Below are 15,125 nucleotides of genomic sequence, written 5' to 3'. Positions count from 1 at the left end.
CAAGATGACTACAAGAGCGATTCGAAATATTGCAATTATTGCCCACGTTGACCATGGTAAGACCACTTTGGTTGACCAATTATTACGTCAATCAGGCACATTTAGAGAAAATCAGGCGGTTTCCGAACGCGTGATGGATTCCAACGACCTTGAAAAAGAGCGTGGTATTACTATTTTGTCCAAGAACTGTGCTGTAGAGTTTGATGGTACACACATTAATATTGTTGACACCCCAGGTCACGCTGACTTCGGTGGTGAGGTTGAGCGTGTTTTATCGATGGTTGATGGCGTGTTATTACTTGTTGATGCGGTTGAGGGGCCAATGCCACAAACTCGCTTCGTTACTAAAAAAGCATTAGCGTTGGGTTTAAAGCCGATCGTCGTTGTGAATAAGGTGGATCGTCCAGGTGCTCGGATTGAGTACGTTGAAAATGCTACTTTTGAACTTTTCGATAAGTTAGGCGCAACTGAAGAACAGTTAGACTTCCCGATTGTTTATGCCTCCGGTTTGAATGGTTTTGCTGGTTTAACTCCTGATGTGAGAGAAGGAACCATGCGCCCCTTGTTTGAAACGGTATTGAAGTATGTTCCTGTTCGAGATGACGACGTCACAGGCCCATTGCAATTTCAAATTTCATCAATTGACTACAACAGTTATGTAGGAAAAATTGGTGTTGGTCGTATCTCTCGCGGCACCATCAAACCGGGTATGGATGTGATTTGTATGAATGGCCCTGATGGCGTTCCTTTCAAAGGCAGAGTCAATCAATGTTTGAAGTTTAAAGGTTTAGAGCGTGAACAAGTTGCTGAGGCGATTGCTGGTGATATCGTACTAATTAACGGTATTGAAGATATTTCTATTGGTACAACGATTTGCGCGGTGGACCATCCAGATCCGTTGCCAATGTTAAAAGTTGACGAGCCAACGTTGACCATGAACTTCATGGTAAACACAAGTCCGCTTGCTGGTCGTGAGGGTAAGTTTGTAACGAGTCGCCAATTACGTGATCGTTTAGATCGTGAGCTAAAAGCCAATATGGCGTTGCGTGTTAAACAGACAGATGATGATACGATTTTTGAAGTATCAGGTCGTGGTGAGTTGCATTTGACTATTCTCATTGAAAATATGCGTCGCGAAGGATACGAATTAGCTGTATCACGTCCAAGAGTGGTTTTCCATGAAGAAGATGGCGTCAAAAAAGAACCCTATGAAAATTTAACGGTTGACGTTGAAGATACTACTCAAGGTTCCGTCATGGAAGAGTTGGGTAAGCGTAAGGGTGAATTATTAGATATGGTCAGTGATGGTAAAGGCAGAACTCGTCTTGAATATCGCATTCCAGCACGCGGCTTAATCGGTTTCCAAGGGGATTTCCTAACGATGACTCGCGGAACTGGTCTGATGAGTCACACATTTGATTGCTATGATGATGTCAGAGATGGTATTTTGGGTGAGCGTCATAATGGGGTTCTCATCAGTCAAGACAATGGTGAAGCAGTTGCCTACGCTTTATGGAAGTTACAAGATCGCGGCAGAATGTTCGTAGTTCCGGGTGATCCATTGTATGAAGGAATGATTATTGGTATCCATAGCCGCGATAATGATTTAGTTGTGAACCCAATCAAAGGGAAGCAGTTAACTAACGTTCGTGCATCTGGTACCGACGAAGCAGTCCGCCTTGTGCCAGCTATCCAAATGTCATTAGAGTATGCAGTAGAGTTTATTGCTGATGATGAATTGGTTGAAGTAACGCCTAAGAGTATTCGTTTGCGCAAGCGCTACCTCAAAGAGCATGAGCGTAAAAAAGCTTCACGCGAGTAATTGAGTCTAACGATGTATTAACACGGGGATGATGAGTTTGTCTAATATTCAGATTCCCATTCGTGATGGCGTTGGTGCTAGTAAGGTCTTTCTACCAGAGGGACCTTACGTAACCATCCTTGATTTTTTAGAAATTAGATTTCCACGTGGCTCACGCCAGGGTTGGGAAACTCGGATGAGAGAGGGGAGAGTCCTTAATCAATTTGGTAAGCCAGTCTGGCCAAATGCTCCCTACACCCCTAAACAAATTCTATATTACTATCGTGAATTAAAGGCTGAGGCGAAGATTCCGTTCGTCGAAAGTGTGATCTACGAAGATGAGTGGATTGTGGTGGCAGACAAGCCTCACTTCATACCTGTGACACCGATAGGCCCTTATTTACAAGAAACTCTCTTGGTACGACTCAGAAATCGGCTCCAGGTGGACCATTTAAGCGCTGTACACCGTCTTGATTTAGAAACTGCAGGCTTAGTCTTATTTACTAAACAAGCGCACACTAGAGATACTTACGCGGCCTTGTTCAGAAATCGTCAAGTCAAAAAAGAGTACTTAGCTATCGCAAGATCCTCGAATGAGTATGATTGGCCGATCACGCATTTTAGTCGAATTGAAGCGGCTGAGCGCTTCATGCAAATGCAGGAAGTTAGTGGTACCCCCAACTCGGTCACAAACATTTCTTTGGTCGAAACGATTCAAACATGGGCACTCTATAGTTTAGAACCTATTACGGGTAAAAAACATCAATTACGAGTGCATATGAATGCCTTAGGGCTACCAATTCAGGGTGATCAAATCTATCCACAATTAGCGGATTATGTGGTTCCTAGTCAAAGAGACTATCAATCTCCCTTGCAACTGTGTGCTAAAAAATTGAGCTTCAAAGATCCTATTACTGGCAAAGATCATTCTTTTGAGTCAAAGATGTCGCTAAATTGGCCACCGAATAGCGCTGACTAGTTTTATCCATCTGTTGAGGGAAAACCATAACTTTCTGATAGTTATTAAAGGTGTTATAACTAACAGGGAAGGGTGTGTCCCCCTGCTTCAGAATGCTTGTTAGCAAATTTATCCTAGTGAACGATCGATGAATAAAAACTTATCTTTAAATTTTATTTAATTGATCATAAATATATTAATATTTATTCATTTTTTGAGTAGTAAATAAATGTCCTTTAATTGATGTATTACTTTTAATTAAATAATTTTATTTATTAAAAACAGTTATTTACTGAGGAGTTTGGTGGCTGATGGAATGGCGAATGGACAAATTGTTAAACGTATTTTATTTGCTATAAGGGTTTTCCATAACTGGTATTTTTTTGTAAATAGATTAGCATTTGATCATTAATTATCAAAGGAGATAAATATGTTGCATGGTAATTTTCGTAGAAGTATCTTGATAGCATCACTAGCTATCATGGGTACAGTGGGCCTTGGCTCAATTAGTGCTCAAGAAAAGCCACCAATTCGGATTGGCTTTGGTATGGCAGAAACAGGCCCGATGGCTGCAAACGGTAAAGCTGCTAAATTAGCGATGGAAATTTGGCGTGAAGACACGAATGCTAAAGGTGGTTTACTTGGTCGTAAGGTGGAGTTTGTTACTTATGATGACCAAACAAACCCATCATTAGTTCCTGGTATTTACACCAAGTTGATTGAATCTGACAAAGTGGACTTAGTAGTATCTGGTTACGGTACAAACTTAATCGCTCCGGCGATGCCGACGATTATGCAAAGAAACTTAACATTTGTAAGTTTGTTTGGTACTGCCGTTAATCAAAAATTTAATTACCCACGTTATTTCCAAGTCATGCCTAACGGTGAAGATCCTGCTGTTGGCTTGACATATGGCTTCTTTGAAGCTGCAATGCAAGCACAACCAAAACCTTTGACAGTAGCCTTAGTTGGTGGTGATGCTGAGTACCCTGCATTGGCCTTAGAAGGTGCTAGAATCAACGCGAAAAAAATGGGCTTAAAGATTGTTTACGACAAGACTTATCCACCCAATACAACTGACTATGCACCGGTTATTCGTGCGATTCAAGCAACTAATCCAGATATAGTATTTGTGGCTTCTTATCCGCCAGACACAGTTGGAATGATTCGCGCTGCCAATGAAGTTGGTTTGAAAACTAAAGTTTTCGGTGGCGGTATGATTGGTTTAGGTTTTGCTGCAGTCAAGAAACAATTAGGACCTTTGCTTAACGGTGTGCTTGGATTTGAACTTTATGTTCCAGAGCCAACTATTAAGTTTCCTGGTGTTGAAGGATTCTTGAAAAAATATCAAGGTCGTGCTGAAAAAGAGGGTGTTGATCCTTTAGGTTTTTACTTACCACCTTACGGCTACGCCATGATGGAAGTTTTAGGAACTGCAATTGAAAAAGTAGGTAGTCTCGACCAAGGAAAAATGGCTGAGTACATGCACAAGAATACTTTTAAAACAGTGGTAGGTGATATTACTTTTGCTGATAACGGCGAATGGAAGGTTGGTCGTCCTTTGTATGTGCAATATAAAGGTGTGACAGGTAATGATATTGATCAATTCCGTAAGCCTGGTAAAGCACCGATCATGTTCCCTAAAGACTTGAAATCTGGTGAACTTCGTACTCCTTACGAAGAAGCTCGTAAACAGTAATTCTTTCCTCTAAAGCCCTCTAGCTTTTTAGCTAGAGGGCTTTTTTAAATATTAGTGGATTTATGGACATTTCTTTTGATTTATTAATCAATGCAATTATCTCTGGCCTATTATTAGGCGGTTTTTATTCTGCATTGTCTTTGGGTGTATCTATCTCGTTTGGTATGCTTGATATCGTCAATATCGCTCATCCAGCGATGGTGATTCTTGGTGCTTACTTAACCTGGTGGTTAAATGAAAAATTTGGTTTTGACCCGATCCTTGCTGGATTTATTTTAGGGCCCTTCTTTTTCTTAGTGGGTAATCTAATTTATCGTATTTACTACGACCGTTTTGAAAAAGGTAGTGGTGGTGATTCATTGCGCGGACTCGCATTTTTCTTCGGAATCTTATTCATCATTGAAATGATTTTGATTCTTGCCTTCGGGGTGGATTATCGTAACGTCAATACGAGTTACACAGATAAAACGATTGATCTAGGTCTCGTTACGGTTGCCTATCGTTTGCTGATACCATTTGGCATTTCAGTAGCACTATTACTGATAATTCGTTGGGCTTTCAAGAAAACTTATTTTGGCCGTGCGGTAAGTGCTGTTGCCCAAGATCCTTTGGCTCTCCAATTGATGGGGGTTAATCCAGTAAAAATTAAAGGCTATGCTTTTGGTCTTTCATTATTTACCGCGGTAATTGGTGGTGCCATGTTGATTATTATTCAATCAGTACAACCATCTGCTGGTCGCGAGTACATTGGATTAGTTTTTGCTATCGTGGTTTTAGGTGGCATGGGTAATTTAACAGGTACTTTACTTGGAGCGATGATTTTAGGTGTTGCTGAAAGTATGACAGCTACGTTCGCAGGACCTTCTTGGGCACCTGCAGTTTCATTTGGATTACTTTTATTAACGTTAGTGTTTAGACCACAAGGTATTTTTGGAAAATGAATAACAATCGTAATTTCTACCTCGGTCTGGTTTTGGTGGTGCCATTTTTGGCGTCACTCCCGTTTTGGGTGCAATCAGAATACTTCTTCTTTGCGGCATATTCCGTGTTGCAATTCGTTATCTTAGCGGTTGCTTGGAATATCCTAGGCGGCTATGCAGGCTATGTAAACTTTGGTTCAGCTGCCTTCTTTGCCATTGGTGCTTATTCGACCATTGTTGGCTATAAATTTCATTTCCCTCAAGGGGTAAATATTCTACTAGGTACTTTCATGGCTGGTTTAGTGGGTCTTGGTATGGGATATATTACCTTACGACTCAAGGGCGTATTTTTCTCAATTGCGACTTTAGCGATGTCAGTGGTGTTGTTGACAATTGTGACAAACACACCTTTCTTGGGCGGTGCCCGAGGCGTTTATGTAATTGTTTCTAGAGAGTCACCCATTGGTACAGGTCCATATGTGCATTGGCTATATTTTATGATTTTAGCTATGGCGATCATTTCAGTCATTATTTCGAGAGTCATTGAACACTCATGGCTTGGACAAGGATTGATGGCCATTAGAGATGACGAAATGGCGGCAGAGGGGCTCGGTGTTCCGACCCTTAAATTAAAGCTGATGGCAACTTCTATTAGTGGTGCTTTGATGGGTTTGGCTGGTACAACCTTCCCTTACTTAATTACCTATGTGGAACCAACAGCAACCTTTAATCTCTCTTTTGCGGTGAATAGTATTGCGATGCCAATTGTGGGTGGTTTAGGGACTTGGATTGGTCCATTATTAGGTGCTTTATTATTGGGCTCAATTCAGCAAATAGCTTCCGTAACGCTTTCTTCATCATGGAATCTACTCATTGTCGGTGGTGTTCTGGTTTTATTTGTGACACTCGCGCCAAACGGTTTAGTTGGATTTTTTAAGAAATGGTCTGGTAAATAATGGAAAACACAACACAGACACAAATGCCTTTAGTCAAGGTAAGTGCAGTAACCAAGAAGTTTGGTGGTTTTACTGCCTTAAGTAATGTTGATTTAGTCATCGCACCGGGGGAACGAGTTGGTTTAATTGGCCCGAATGGTTCCGGTAAGAGTACGCTCGTTAATTGCATCTCTGGGATGTTGAAAATTGATGGTGGCACGATTGAGTTTGCTGGTGAAAATATTTCCAGTTTGCCTCCTCATGCTCGCGTACATGCTGGAATTGCTCGTAGTTTTCAGATTCCAAGACCCTTCAAGACGATGTCTGTTTTTGAAAACATCATGGTAGTTCTGAATTTTTCTGGGAATGATCGTAAGCATGCCGATGATACTCGCACCACTGAAGAACGAGCACTTGATATTGTTCAAGGCGTTGGTTTATTCGGTAAGAAGGATCATGTCTCGGCAAGTCTGACTCAAGTAGAGTTAAGGAAATTAGAGTTAGCGCGTGCAATGGCTGCAAATCCTAAGGTTCTGATTGCTGATGAGGCTTTAGCGGGACTTTCTGGGGCTGAAGTTGATGAAATTTTAGACCTTATTATGGGTATGAAAGAAAAAGGTGTTTCAGTCTTGATGATTGAACACATTATGAGTGCAGTGATGCGCTTTTCTGAGCGTTTAGTGGTTCTGGTGGCAGGCAATAAAATTGCCGATGGGTTGCCCCAGGATGTGATTAATAATCCTGAAGTGATAAAGGCATATCTTGGCGAATAAGATCATCTTAAAAGAGATTAACGCCGCCTATGGTGCGGTTCAAGTCTTACATGGCATTTCTATGGAAGTTGGCAATGGTGAAACTGTTGCTCTACTTGGTACAAATGGTAACGGAAAATCAACTTTGATTAAGGTCGTTGCTGGTCTGGTCAAACCTACTGCAGGTCAAGCTCTTGCAGTGATTGATGATGTTACGCATGATTTAGGTAAACTAAGTCCTGAGGAAATCGTTAATCTGGGAATTGCGATGGTGCCAGAAGGGCGTCGACTGTTCCCATTGTTAAGTGTTGAAGAAAATCTATTGCTAGGAGCTTCTCGACCTTTTGCGCGTTCTCATGTGAATGAAACCTTGGAATTTTGTTTTGAAGTCTTTCCGAAGTTAAGGGATCGTCGTACACAAAGAGCGGGCAGTATGAGCGGTGGCGAACAACAAATGGTTGCTCTTGCTCGTGCTCTTATGACAATGCCCAAGATTCTCCTGATTGATGAACCATCTGTGGGCTTAGCTCCTATTATCGTGAAGCAGATGATTGATAAAATAGCGGAGTTAAAAGTTCAAAAGGGTCTTACTGTTTTAATGGCCGAACAAAACTTCACTCAAGCAATGAGAATTGCTGATCGTGGTTATGTGATTGTTCACGGCGAAATTAAGATTGAAGGCAGTGCGAAGGATTTAGCGAATAACGACGTAGTTCGTCAACTTTATATGGGTATGTAATTTCAAGGAATAATTTATGTCTTATGCTTTAGCTAGTGATCGTGTACCATTTTTGCCAATTGTAGATCGTCCTGAATGGAAAATTCCAGGCGGTAAAAATTTACTCGTATGGTTAATTGTGAATGTGGAACATTGGACGATGGCCAATCCAATGCCTAGAACCGTTCTAAGCCCACCAATGGGTCAACCACTTCAACCCGATGTACCGAACTGGTCTTGGCATGAGTATGGCATGCGTGTCGGTTTCTGGCGCATATATGATGCTTTAGTGGCTAGAAACATTGTGCCTACTTTGGCTACCAATGGCATTGTTTGTGAATCTTACCCAAGAGTAGTTGAGTCAGCAATGAAGCACAACTGGGAAATGATGGGACACTCCTATATTCAAGGACCAATGCATAAATTAGAAGATCAATTAGCGACCATTCAAAAAACAATGGACACGATTGAGCGCTTTACTGGTCAACGTCCTGTTGGTTGGGAAAGTCCAGGTCTGACGGAGACTGAAGTAACCATTGACCATCTGTCTGCAGCTGGTATTGAGTATGTGGCAGATTGGCCACTTGATGATCAACCTACTTGGATTGGTGCCAATCCTAAGCCGGTTCTTTCAGTGCCATATACAGTTGAAACCAATGATATCCCGATGATGTTATTGCAAATGAATCGTGGCGAAGAGATGCTGTTGCGTGGTAAAGAGCAATTTGACCGCTTGTTACAAGATAGTAAGACGATTCCACGTGTGATGGCTATCAGTGTGCATCCTTACATCACTGGTGCACCTCATCGTATTGGTTATTTTGAAAAACTCTTGGATTATGTTCAAGCCTCTGAGGGTGCGACCATCTGTACAGGTAAGGATATTAATGACTTATATCGGGCCCAGTTCCCTGCTTAAGTTTTTTAATCTCTAATTAAAAAAAAGTCCAACAGAGTAATTTGTTGGACTTTTTAGTTTGGCAGATGAGCAATTAAATCATCTTAGGCTTCCTGTAGCTGTTTAGAGATATCTACCGCAGTCTCTAACATGACACGCTTGGCGATGCCAGGTAAGTCTTTTTTGAGCTCTTCTTGGCCTTGTTCTGTCATATATTCACCTAGGTAACGTGCGCGTTCGATCACTCGTTGGCCAACTGGTAAACGAATCTTTTCATAGGCACGAAGAGCCTCTGCATTAGCGCCATATTGATCAATGACATCGCAGATGCACATCGCATCTTCCGCTGCTTTAGAAACGCCCATGCCGACGTGTGGTCTGGCGACAAAACTAGCATCTCCCATGAGACCAATACGATGAAATGCTATCTTCTCAGAATAAACGTCGTAAATTGCTTGGAAAAATACTAGGGCTGTTTTTTCTAAAAGTTCTGCCCATTGCGGAGCCAAAGTCTTTCGTGCAGCGTCTCTAATCTTTGCGAGGTTTCTCCAACTCACTTTAATCGGTGAAATACCTTGGGGGTAATAGTTACCATCGGCATCGGTTAATAGATCAATTAATTCGGCATCACTCGTTTTGCGATACCAAACAAAGTTATAACGCCTAAACCCAGGTTGAATATTGTTATTTGAGCCTGCCACAGGATAACCTAATATTTGCTCTCCTGGAGGAAGTCCAAAACCAAAGGTTTCAAATAAGGTTGTTAAGGAGAGTTTACTGAGAAGGTGTTCATCACAAACACCTCGCCAAGCCACATAACCAGCATATTCCGGCACGACATCTGGCGCAAGTAAATTTCTAACAGAGGAACGTAGACCATCTGATGCAATCACCAAATCCCCCGTGTAAGAGGTGCCGTCTTCACAATGCACGGTAGAGCTATTGTCATCTTGATCAAGCGCTTTTACAGACTTCCCATCTAGATACAAATGACTTGGTAAATTTTCTTTTAGAAGATGATAAAGCTTACTCCAGGAAGTTAAAATTTGAGGCAAGGTCATTTCTGCAATATCATTTCCTAACTGGTCTAGAGTGACCCGTCGATCAACTGGGACCCCAATATTGTTATCGGTTTTAATGCCACATAATGTCAATGCCTGCATGAGGCTTGGGTGGGTAACAATGCCGGCACCACGTCCATCTAATGAGCCAACTACTTTTTCTAATACGGTAACTTCATGACCTCGATGATGCAGCAAATTTGCTGCAAATAACCCGCCTAATGAACCACCTACGATGATAATTTTTGCCATAAATTTAATTGATTGAGTTTGTTGCTATTAATTTCGAGTCAAGATCAGTTCTTTCATGTGCTGGATAATTTAGCTCAATCGTGATACCGTTCGGATCTTCTAAAAACACCTGATGCAATTTAATCGTTGGAACTAAGCGTTCTCTAAATTGCACCTGGTGATGTTGTAAATGGCTCAACATCTTTTCTAGTCCTGTTGCATAAAAGGCAACATGATCGATTGCACCGGAACCTTTGAGAGAAGGCATTTCTTTATCACCCAAATAATTAATCAAACCACTTGGATCGTTCATGTCGATTTCTACAATATGAACAACTGCGTTTAAGTAATTATCGAGATCAGAGTCGGCTTTATACATCCAATAACCCGGAAACGGAAAATCAGGTCTAGGTCCAGGAACTAACCCTAAAATGGTCTCAAAAAAATTCTTCGTGGAATTCGCATCTGGACTGCGAATCGCTAGATGATTAATAATGAATTCACTCATGCTATTTCTCCTTCTTCAATAAATGTTGCGCGCTTAATAAATAAGATGTGATGCGATCTTGAATAATTTCTTCATCGCTCATTTGGTGTGTTTCTGATTGAAATGATGCGCCATAAATCCAACGCCTGATACCTAAATAAAAGATACCACCATGGAGCCCTAATAGTAATTCCATTTCTTTTTCGCTGGTAGGTTGTTGGACTGGGACTTTACAATATTTTCGTGTTTCAAAAATGAGTAAGGGAAGGATTTTAGTTTGAAGTAATTTAAAAAATCGATCACTAAAAATTTTGTCGGATAGTCCGGAAAAAACTAAAATTCTGACAAAATCGTGTGTGAGAATTGTTTTTGCATAATCAATATAAAATTCTACAAATTTCGCTTCTGTCGATTTTCCTTCATCTGATAATAACATTTGCCATTCTGGTTTCCATCGATCAACAACCACCTCTTGATAAACTCTTTCGATCAAATCTGCTTTTGTTGGGAAGTAGTGGTATAGCAAGGTATGAGTAATACCTAAGTCCTCAGTAAGCGTTCTTAATTGACCCTCAAACCCATGTTTCGCGAAAAAAGCAATTGCTTGATTAACAATTTGTCTCTCTCGTTTTTCAGGACTCATCCGTCTAGGGGATGGAGTTTCTGACTGAGATGTAGAAAATGAAGTTTCCTCAGTGGGTTGAGTTTGCATAAGAAGGATAAGGGTTTACACGAATAGGTTCTTATTGAACATTTGTTAAATAATAACAGTATTGTAATTTTAAATAAATCTTTATTAAGATACCAGTCAGAATTTTGGAGATAGAATGAAAGCAGCAGCCTTTGATTACCGTAAAGTTCAAACGATCGATCAAGCCCTTAGTTTGTTACAAGATTTTGGTGATAATGCCAAGTTGATTGCAGGTGGTCAGAGTTTATTGCCATCGTTAAATATGCGATTATCTGCACCAGAGTTATTGATTGATTTAAATGGAGTGGATGAATTAAAAGGCATAAAAGTTCGATCAGACGGTCATCAAGAGGTGATTTTTGTGGGGGCGATGACGACCCATACTGAAATTGAAGACTCTCAAATCATTGCTGAGAAATTACCACTATTGAAGAAAGCAGTGCCACACATTGCTCACCGTGCCATTAGAAATTTGGGTACATGGGGTGGTTCAATTGTCTATGGTGATCCGGCTGCAGAATGGCCTGCCTGCGCAATTGCTCTAGATGGTGTGATGGTGATTGCCAGTCCAGACGGACAGCGCAAAATGAAGGCAAAAGATTTTTTTAAAGATTTATACACCACAGATTTACAAGCTAATGAGATTCTGTTGGGTACTGAATTTGTCATTTCTAGTCTGCTAACTTGTGACTATTTTGAAGAATTAGCAAGGCGACATGGCGACTATGCAATTGCTGGGCTCACCGTGCAATTAGAGCATATTGCCGGAATCGTTAAAGAAGCACGGATCGTTTATTTTTCCGTTGCATCAACTCCCATGATTGCTTCTCAAGCTCAAAATTTACTCATTGGAAACTCGTTGGCAAAGATGAAAGAGCTGGATTTGATTGCCCAGTGTCAGTCAGCTGTTCGATCTGAAATTCAGACGATGTCAGACTTAACCAACTCTGCAAAAATGAAAACTCATTTGATTGGTGTTTTGATCGAAAGAGCTTTGAAGTCTTTAGCAAAATAATTATTACTTAATTCAAATCAAGAAAATATTTTATGGCAAATAAAACAACTATTCACATGACCTTGAATGGTCAGTCGATCACTACAGAAGTCGAACCAAGGCAGCATTTGGTTGATTTTTTGCGCGATGATCAATGTTTGACTGGTTCACATTTAGGTTGTGAACAGGGCGCTTGTGGTGCCTGTACTGTGAAATTAAACGGGAAAATTGTTCGTGGATGTTTAGTGTTGGCTGTGCAGGCTGACCAAGGCACGGTAGAGACGATTGAGGGTTTAACTTCTTCGGGTCATTACAAGGATCTCCAGCAAGCATTCTTAAAGTTTAATGCGCTGCAATGTGGATTTTGTACCTCTGGCATGTTACTCGCTGCTGCTGAGTTAATTGAACTAAAACCATTAGCTACTAGGGAAGAAGTCCGTGAGTGGATTTCTGGAAATTATTGTCGTTGCACTGGCTATCAAGCAATTGTTGATGCAATTTGTTACGTTTTAGAAGAACGGCTTGCACTTGCTGTGAATAAGTCTTGATTGAAAAGGAATTATTGTGAATAAACCTAGCGAAATACAAGAAAAATTAACCCCTGTAACGACTGAACAACGTTATATTGGGATGAGTGAACCACGTCATGGGGCAAAAAGACTCACTGAGGGGAATGGTAAATATATTGATGATATTTCATTGCCCAAAATGGCCCACGTAGTGTATTGGCGTTCTCCCGTTGCGCATATGAAAATTATCAAGATCATCAAAGAGCATGCTTTGAAGATGCCTGGGGTAATTGCAGTAGTTGATGGCAATGAGTTGGCAACCGTTTGTAAGCCTTGGGTCGCAACCCTGACCCATTTGGCGGGTATGAAATCGGCTCCTCAATATCCTCTCGCGATTGATCGTGCCTGTTGGCAGGGTGAGCCAGTGGTGGCCGTTGTAGCAAAGACGCGGGCACAAGCAGAAGATGCGCTACCTTTTGTTGAAGTGGAATGGGAAGATTTACCCGCTTTATTAGATATGCAAGCAGCTTTAGATCCCAATGTTCCTATGATTCATCCGGAATTAGGCGATAACATTTGTTTTAAAAGAACTTTAGATACGGGTGATGTCGATGCTCAGTTTGCCAAGGCAGATGTGGTTGCTTCTGCAGAGTTTCGTTTTGGTAGGCACACTGGCGTGACCCTCGAGCCACGTTGTCAAATTGCTGACTTTGGTGCAGATGGCAGGTTGACGGTTTATCACTCTTTCCAAGCACCGCACATGATGCAAGATTTGTATTGTCGACAGTTTGACTTAGTAGAATCGGATGTCCGCGTCATTTGTCATGATGTAGGTGGCTCATTCGGCATTAAAGTCCATGCGTATCCTGATGATTTTGCTACGGTGGGTTTATCTATTATGCTCAAACGTCCGATTAAGTTTGTGGCTGATCGACTCGAGTCTTACTTGAGTGATATTCATGCTAGAGAGCATATTATTCAAGGAAAGATTGCAGTTACTAAAGAGGGTCAGATTTTAGCATTTGAAATCGACGATCTCACTGGTATTGGGCCTTACTCTATGTTCCCACGAACCAGTGCCATCGAAGGTAATCAAGTCGTGAATTTAGTGGGTGGTCCTTACAAGCATCTTCAATACCGAGCAAATTTGAATGTGGTTTTTCAAAATAAAACACCTACCTGCCAGTATCGTGGTGTAGGACATCCGATTGCTTGTGCTGTGACTGAGGGACTGGTTGATCTTGCCGCTATGCAACTCAAGATGGATCCATTGGAAATTAGAAAAATCAATGTGATTCCTGATGATGCTTATCCCTATACAGGGGCTTCTGGTATTAGACTTGAAGTGCTTTCTCACGAGCAGTGTTTGGCTAAATTAGAAGAACTCATGGACTACGCTAGTTTAAGAAAAGAGCAAGAAGAACTTCGCAGTCGCGGTATTTATCGTGGGATTGGGATAGCCACCTTAATTGAGTTAACGAACCCCAGTCCTGCCTTTTATGGTGTTGGTGGTGCTCGCATTGCTTCCCAAGATGGTGCAACGATTCGCTTGGATCCATCAGGCGTGATTGCTGTTGCAGTAAGCGTTGGGGAACAAGGACAAGGTAATGAAGCCATCTTTGCCCAAATTGCAGCAGATGCCGTTGGTCTACCCATTGAACATGTGCGTCTAATCACCAGTGATACTAGTGCGACACCATACGGTGGTGGAACTTGGGCATCCAGAGGAGCGGGTATTGGTGGTGAGGCTGTATTACTTGCAGGTCTGGCATTAAAAGAAAATATCTTAAAAATTGCCGGTGCAATCCTTAAAGTTGATGCTTCAAGTTTGGCATTAAAACAAGGGAAAGTCATTGACCGTTTGACGAATGAAGAGAAACTTCCTTTGAGCGAGGTGGGGCGAGTTGGTTATTTCAGAACCGATACTTTGCCAAAAGATCTTCAAGCCGATTTGACGGTAACTCGACATTATTCACAAAAGGATTACCCCTTTATCTTTACCAATGGTGTCCAAGCTTCTTATGTCGAAGTGGATACGAATACGGGTTTTGTGAAGTTGCTAAAACACTGGGCCGTGGAGGATTGTGGTCGGGTTATTAACCCAATGCTAGTCGATGAGCAAATTCGTGGCGCTATTGTGCAAGGAATTGGTGGGGCTCTATTTGAAGAGTGTTTATACGATGAAATGGGGCAAATGATCAATGGCAACATGGCTGATTATTTAGTGCCAATGGCCTCTGAGATGCCTGATATTGAAGTGGCACACGTGCAAACCCCAACGAAGTCCTCTTTGCTGGGTGCTAAGGGTGCTGGTGAGGCGGGTACAGCTGGCGCTCCTGGAGCGGTCATTAACGCCATTAATGATGCTCTAGCGCCGTTTAATGTGCATAGCTTTGATCAACCATTAACACCAGAAAAGATTTTAAAAGCATTAGGAACGATCTAATCTTCACTAAAAGTAAATCTATTTT

Annotated in this window: 14 protein-coding genes; 11 read left to right on the top strand and 3 right to left on the bottom strand. The window is 41.5% G+C overall.

Annotation, left to right across the window (positions count from 1 at the left end; genetic code table 11):
* Window positions 1-4: 4 nt before the first annotated feature.
* The 8 genes from typA (at window position 5) to B8983_RS06280 (ending at window position 8,702) form a co-directional block, all read left to right on the top strand.
* Complete coding sequence (typA, locus tag B8983_RS06315) at window positions 5-1,822, top strand: translational GTPase TypA (RefSeq protein WP_084283294.1); 1,818 nt, start codon at window positions 5-7, stop codon at window positions 1,820-1,822.
* A 31-nt stretch (window positions 1,823-1,853) separates the two neighbouring features.
* A complete protein-coding gene (locus tag B8983_RS06310) occupies window positions 1,854-2,780 on the top strand; it encodes a pseudouridine synthase (protein ID WP_084283340.1) in 927 nt (308 codons plus the stop codon).
* A 409-nt stretch (window positions 2,781-3,189) separates the two neighbouring features.
* Complete coding sequence (locus B8983_RS06305; protein ID WP_084283293.1) at window positions 3,190-4,458, top strand: amino acid ABC transporter substrate-binding protein; 1,269 nt, start codon at window positions 3,190-3,192, stop codon at window positions 4,456-4,458.
* Between the two features lie 62 nt (window positions 4,459-4,520).
* Window positions 4,521-5,399 carry a branched-chain amino acid ABC transporter permease gene (locus tag B8983_RS06300; protein WP_084283292.1) on the top strand — a complete coding sequence of 293 codons (879 nt, stop codon included), beginning with the start codon at window positions 4,521-4,523 and terminating at the stop codon, window positions 5,397-5,399.
* Window positions 5,396-6,334, top strand: a complete 939-nt coding sequence (locus tag B8983_RS06295) for a branched-chain amino acid ABC transporter permease (RefSeq protein WP_084283291.1) — start codon at window positions 5,396-5,398, stop codon at window positions 6,332-6,334. The genes B8983_RS06300 and B8983_RS06295 overlap by 4 nt, the downstream gene beginning before the upstream one ends.
* Complete coding sequence (locus B8983_RS06290; protein ID WP_084283290.1) at window positions 6,334-7,086, top strand: ABC transporter ATP-binding protein; 753 nt, start codon at window positions 6,334-6,336, stop codon at window positions 7,084-7,086. Before B8983_RS06295 ends, B8983_RS06290 begins: the two co-directional genes overlap by 1 nt.
* Window positions 7,076-7,804, top strand: coding sequence for an ABC transporter ATP-binding protein (locus B8983_RS06285; protein WP_200806876.1), 729 nt, complete (start codon window positions 7,076-7,078; stop codon window positions 7,802-7,804). The genes B8983_RS06290 and B8983_RS06285 overlap by 11 nt, the downstream gene beginning before the upstream one ends.
* 16 nt (window positions 7,805-7,820) lie before the next feature.
* A complete protein-coding gene (locus tag B8983_RS06280) occupies window positions 7,821-8,702 on the top strand; it encodes a polysaccharide deacetylase family protein (protein WP_084283289.1) in 882 nt (293 codons plus the stop codon).
* Window positions 8,703-8,785: 83 nt separating this feature from the next.
* Here B8983_RS06280 and B8983_RS06275 read toward each other — a convergent pair whose 3' ends face one another.
* Genes B8983_RS06275 through B8983_RS06265 form a run of 3 tightly spaced genes read right to left on the bottom strand, consistent with a single transcriptional unit; the run spans window position 8,786 to window position 11,103 of the window.
* Entirely contained in the window at window positions 8,786-9,994 is a 1,209-nt protein-coding gene (locus tag B8983_RS06275) for an FAD binding domain-containing protein (protein WP_084283288.1), read from the bottom strand.
* Between the two features lie 4 nt (window positions 9,995-9,998).
* Window positions 9,999-10,481 carry a VOC family protein gene (locus B8983_RS06270; RefSeq protein WP_084283287.1) on the bottom strand — a complete coding sequence of 161 codons (483 nt, stop codon included), beginning with the start codon at window positions 10,479-10,481 and terminating at the stop codon, window positions 9,999-10,001.
* 1 nt (window position 10,482) lies between these two features.
* Window positions 10,483-11,103 carry a TetR/AcrR family transcriptional regulator gene (locus tag B8983_RS06265; protein WP_159460833.1) on the bottom strand — a complete coding sequence of 207 codons (621 nt, stop codon included), beginning with the start codon at window positions 11,101-11,103 and terminating at the stop codon, window positions 10,483-10,485.
* Window positions 11,104-11,287: 184 nt separating this feature from the next.
* On the opposite strand from B8983_RS06265, the gene B8983_RS06260 reads away from it, so the two are divergent.
* From B8983_RS06260 to B8983_RS06250, 3 genes are read left to right on the top strand one after another with little or no spacing between them, the layout of a single operon-like run.
* Window positions 11,288-12,166: an FAD binding domain-containing protein gene (locus B8983_RS06260; RefSeq protein WP_084283285.1), complete on the top strand. Its 879-nt coding sequence runs from the start codon at window positions 11,288-11,290 to the stop codon at window positions 12,164-12,166.
* Between the two features lie 32 nt (window positions 12,167-12,198).
* Window positions 12,199-12,693, top strand: coding sequence for a (2Fe-2S)-binding protein (locus tag B8983_RS06255; protein WP_084283284.1), 495 nt, complete (start codon window positions 12,199-12,201; stop codon window positions 12,691-12,693).
* A gap of 16 nt (window positions 12,694-12,709) precedes the next feature.
* Complete coding sequence (locus tag B8983_RS06250) at window positions 12,710-15,100, top strand: xanthine dehydrogenase family protein molybdopterin-binding subunit (protein ID WP_234986916.1); 2,391 nt, start codon at window positions 12,710-12,712, stop codon at window positions 15,098-15,100.
* The last annotated feature ends 25 nt before the right edge of the window (window positions 15,101-15,125 follow it).

The sequence above is a fragment of the Polynucleobacter kasalickyi genome, assembly GCF_900176405.1.
Classification (GTDB): Bacteria; Pseudomonadota; Gammaproteobacteria; order Burkholderiales; family Burkholderiaceae; genus Polynucleobacter; species Polynucleobacter kasalickyi.
Note: the sequence above shows the minus strand (reverse complement) of the source record. Positions and strands in the feature narration are given on the sequence as shown.

Coding starts and splice junctions, on each gene's coding strand:
- typA (WP_084283294.1), top strand. CDS start 5: ATGACTACAAGAGCGATTCGAAATATTGCAATTATTGCCCACGTTGAC.
- B8983_RS06310 (WP_084283340.1), top strand. CDS start 1,854: ATGAGTTTGTCTAATATTCAGATTCCCATTCGTGATGGCGTTGGTGCT.
- B8983_RS06305 (WP_084283293.1), top strand. CDS start 3,190: ATGTTGCATGGTAATTTTCGTAGAAGTATCTTGATAGCATCACTAGCT.
- B8983_RS06300 (WP_084283292.1), top strand. CDS start 4,521: ATGGACATTTCTTTTGATTTATTAATCAATGCAATTATCTCTGGCCTA.
- B8983_RS06295 (WP_084283291.1), top strand. CDS start 5,396: ATGAATAACAATCGTAATTTCTACCTCGGTCTGGTTTTGGTGGTGCCA.
- B8983_RS06290 (WP_084283290.1), top strand. CDS start 6,334: ATGGAAAACACAACACAGACACAAATGCCTTTAGTCAAGGTAAGTGCA.
- B8983_RS06280 (WP_084283289.1), top strand. CDS start 7,821: ATGTCTTATGCTTTAGCTAGTGATCGTGTACCATTTTTGCCAATTGTA.
- B8983_RS06275 (WP_084283288.1), bottom strand. CDS start 9,994: ATGGCAAAAATTATCATCGTAGGTGGTTCATTAGGCGGGTTATTTGCA.
- B8983_RS06270 (WP_084283287.1), bottom strand. CDS start 10,481: ATGAGTGAATTCATTATTAATCATCTAGCGATTCGCAGTCCAGATGCG.
- B8983_RS06265 (WP_159460833.1), bottom strand. CDS start 11,103: ATGAGTCCTGAAAAACGAGAGAGACAAATTGTTAATCAAGCAATTGCT.
- B8983_RS06260 (WP_084283285.1), top strand. CDS start 11,288: ATGAAAGCAGCAGCCTTTGATTACCGTAAAGTTCAAACGATCGATCAA.
- B8983_RS06255 (WP_084283284.1), top strand. CDS start 12,199: ATGGCAAATAAAACAACTATTCACATGACCTTGAATGGTCAGTCGATC.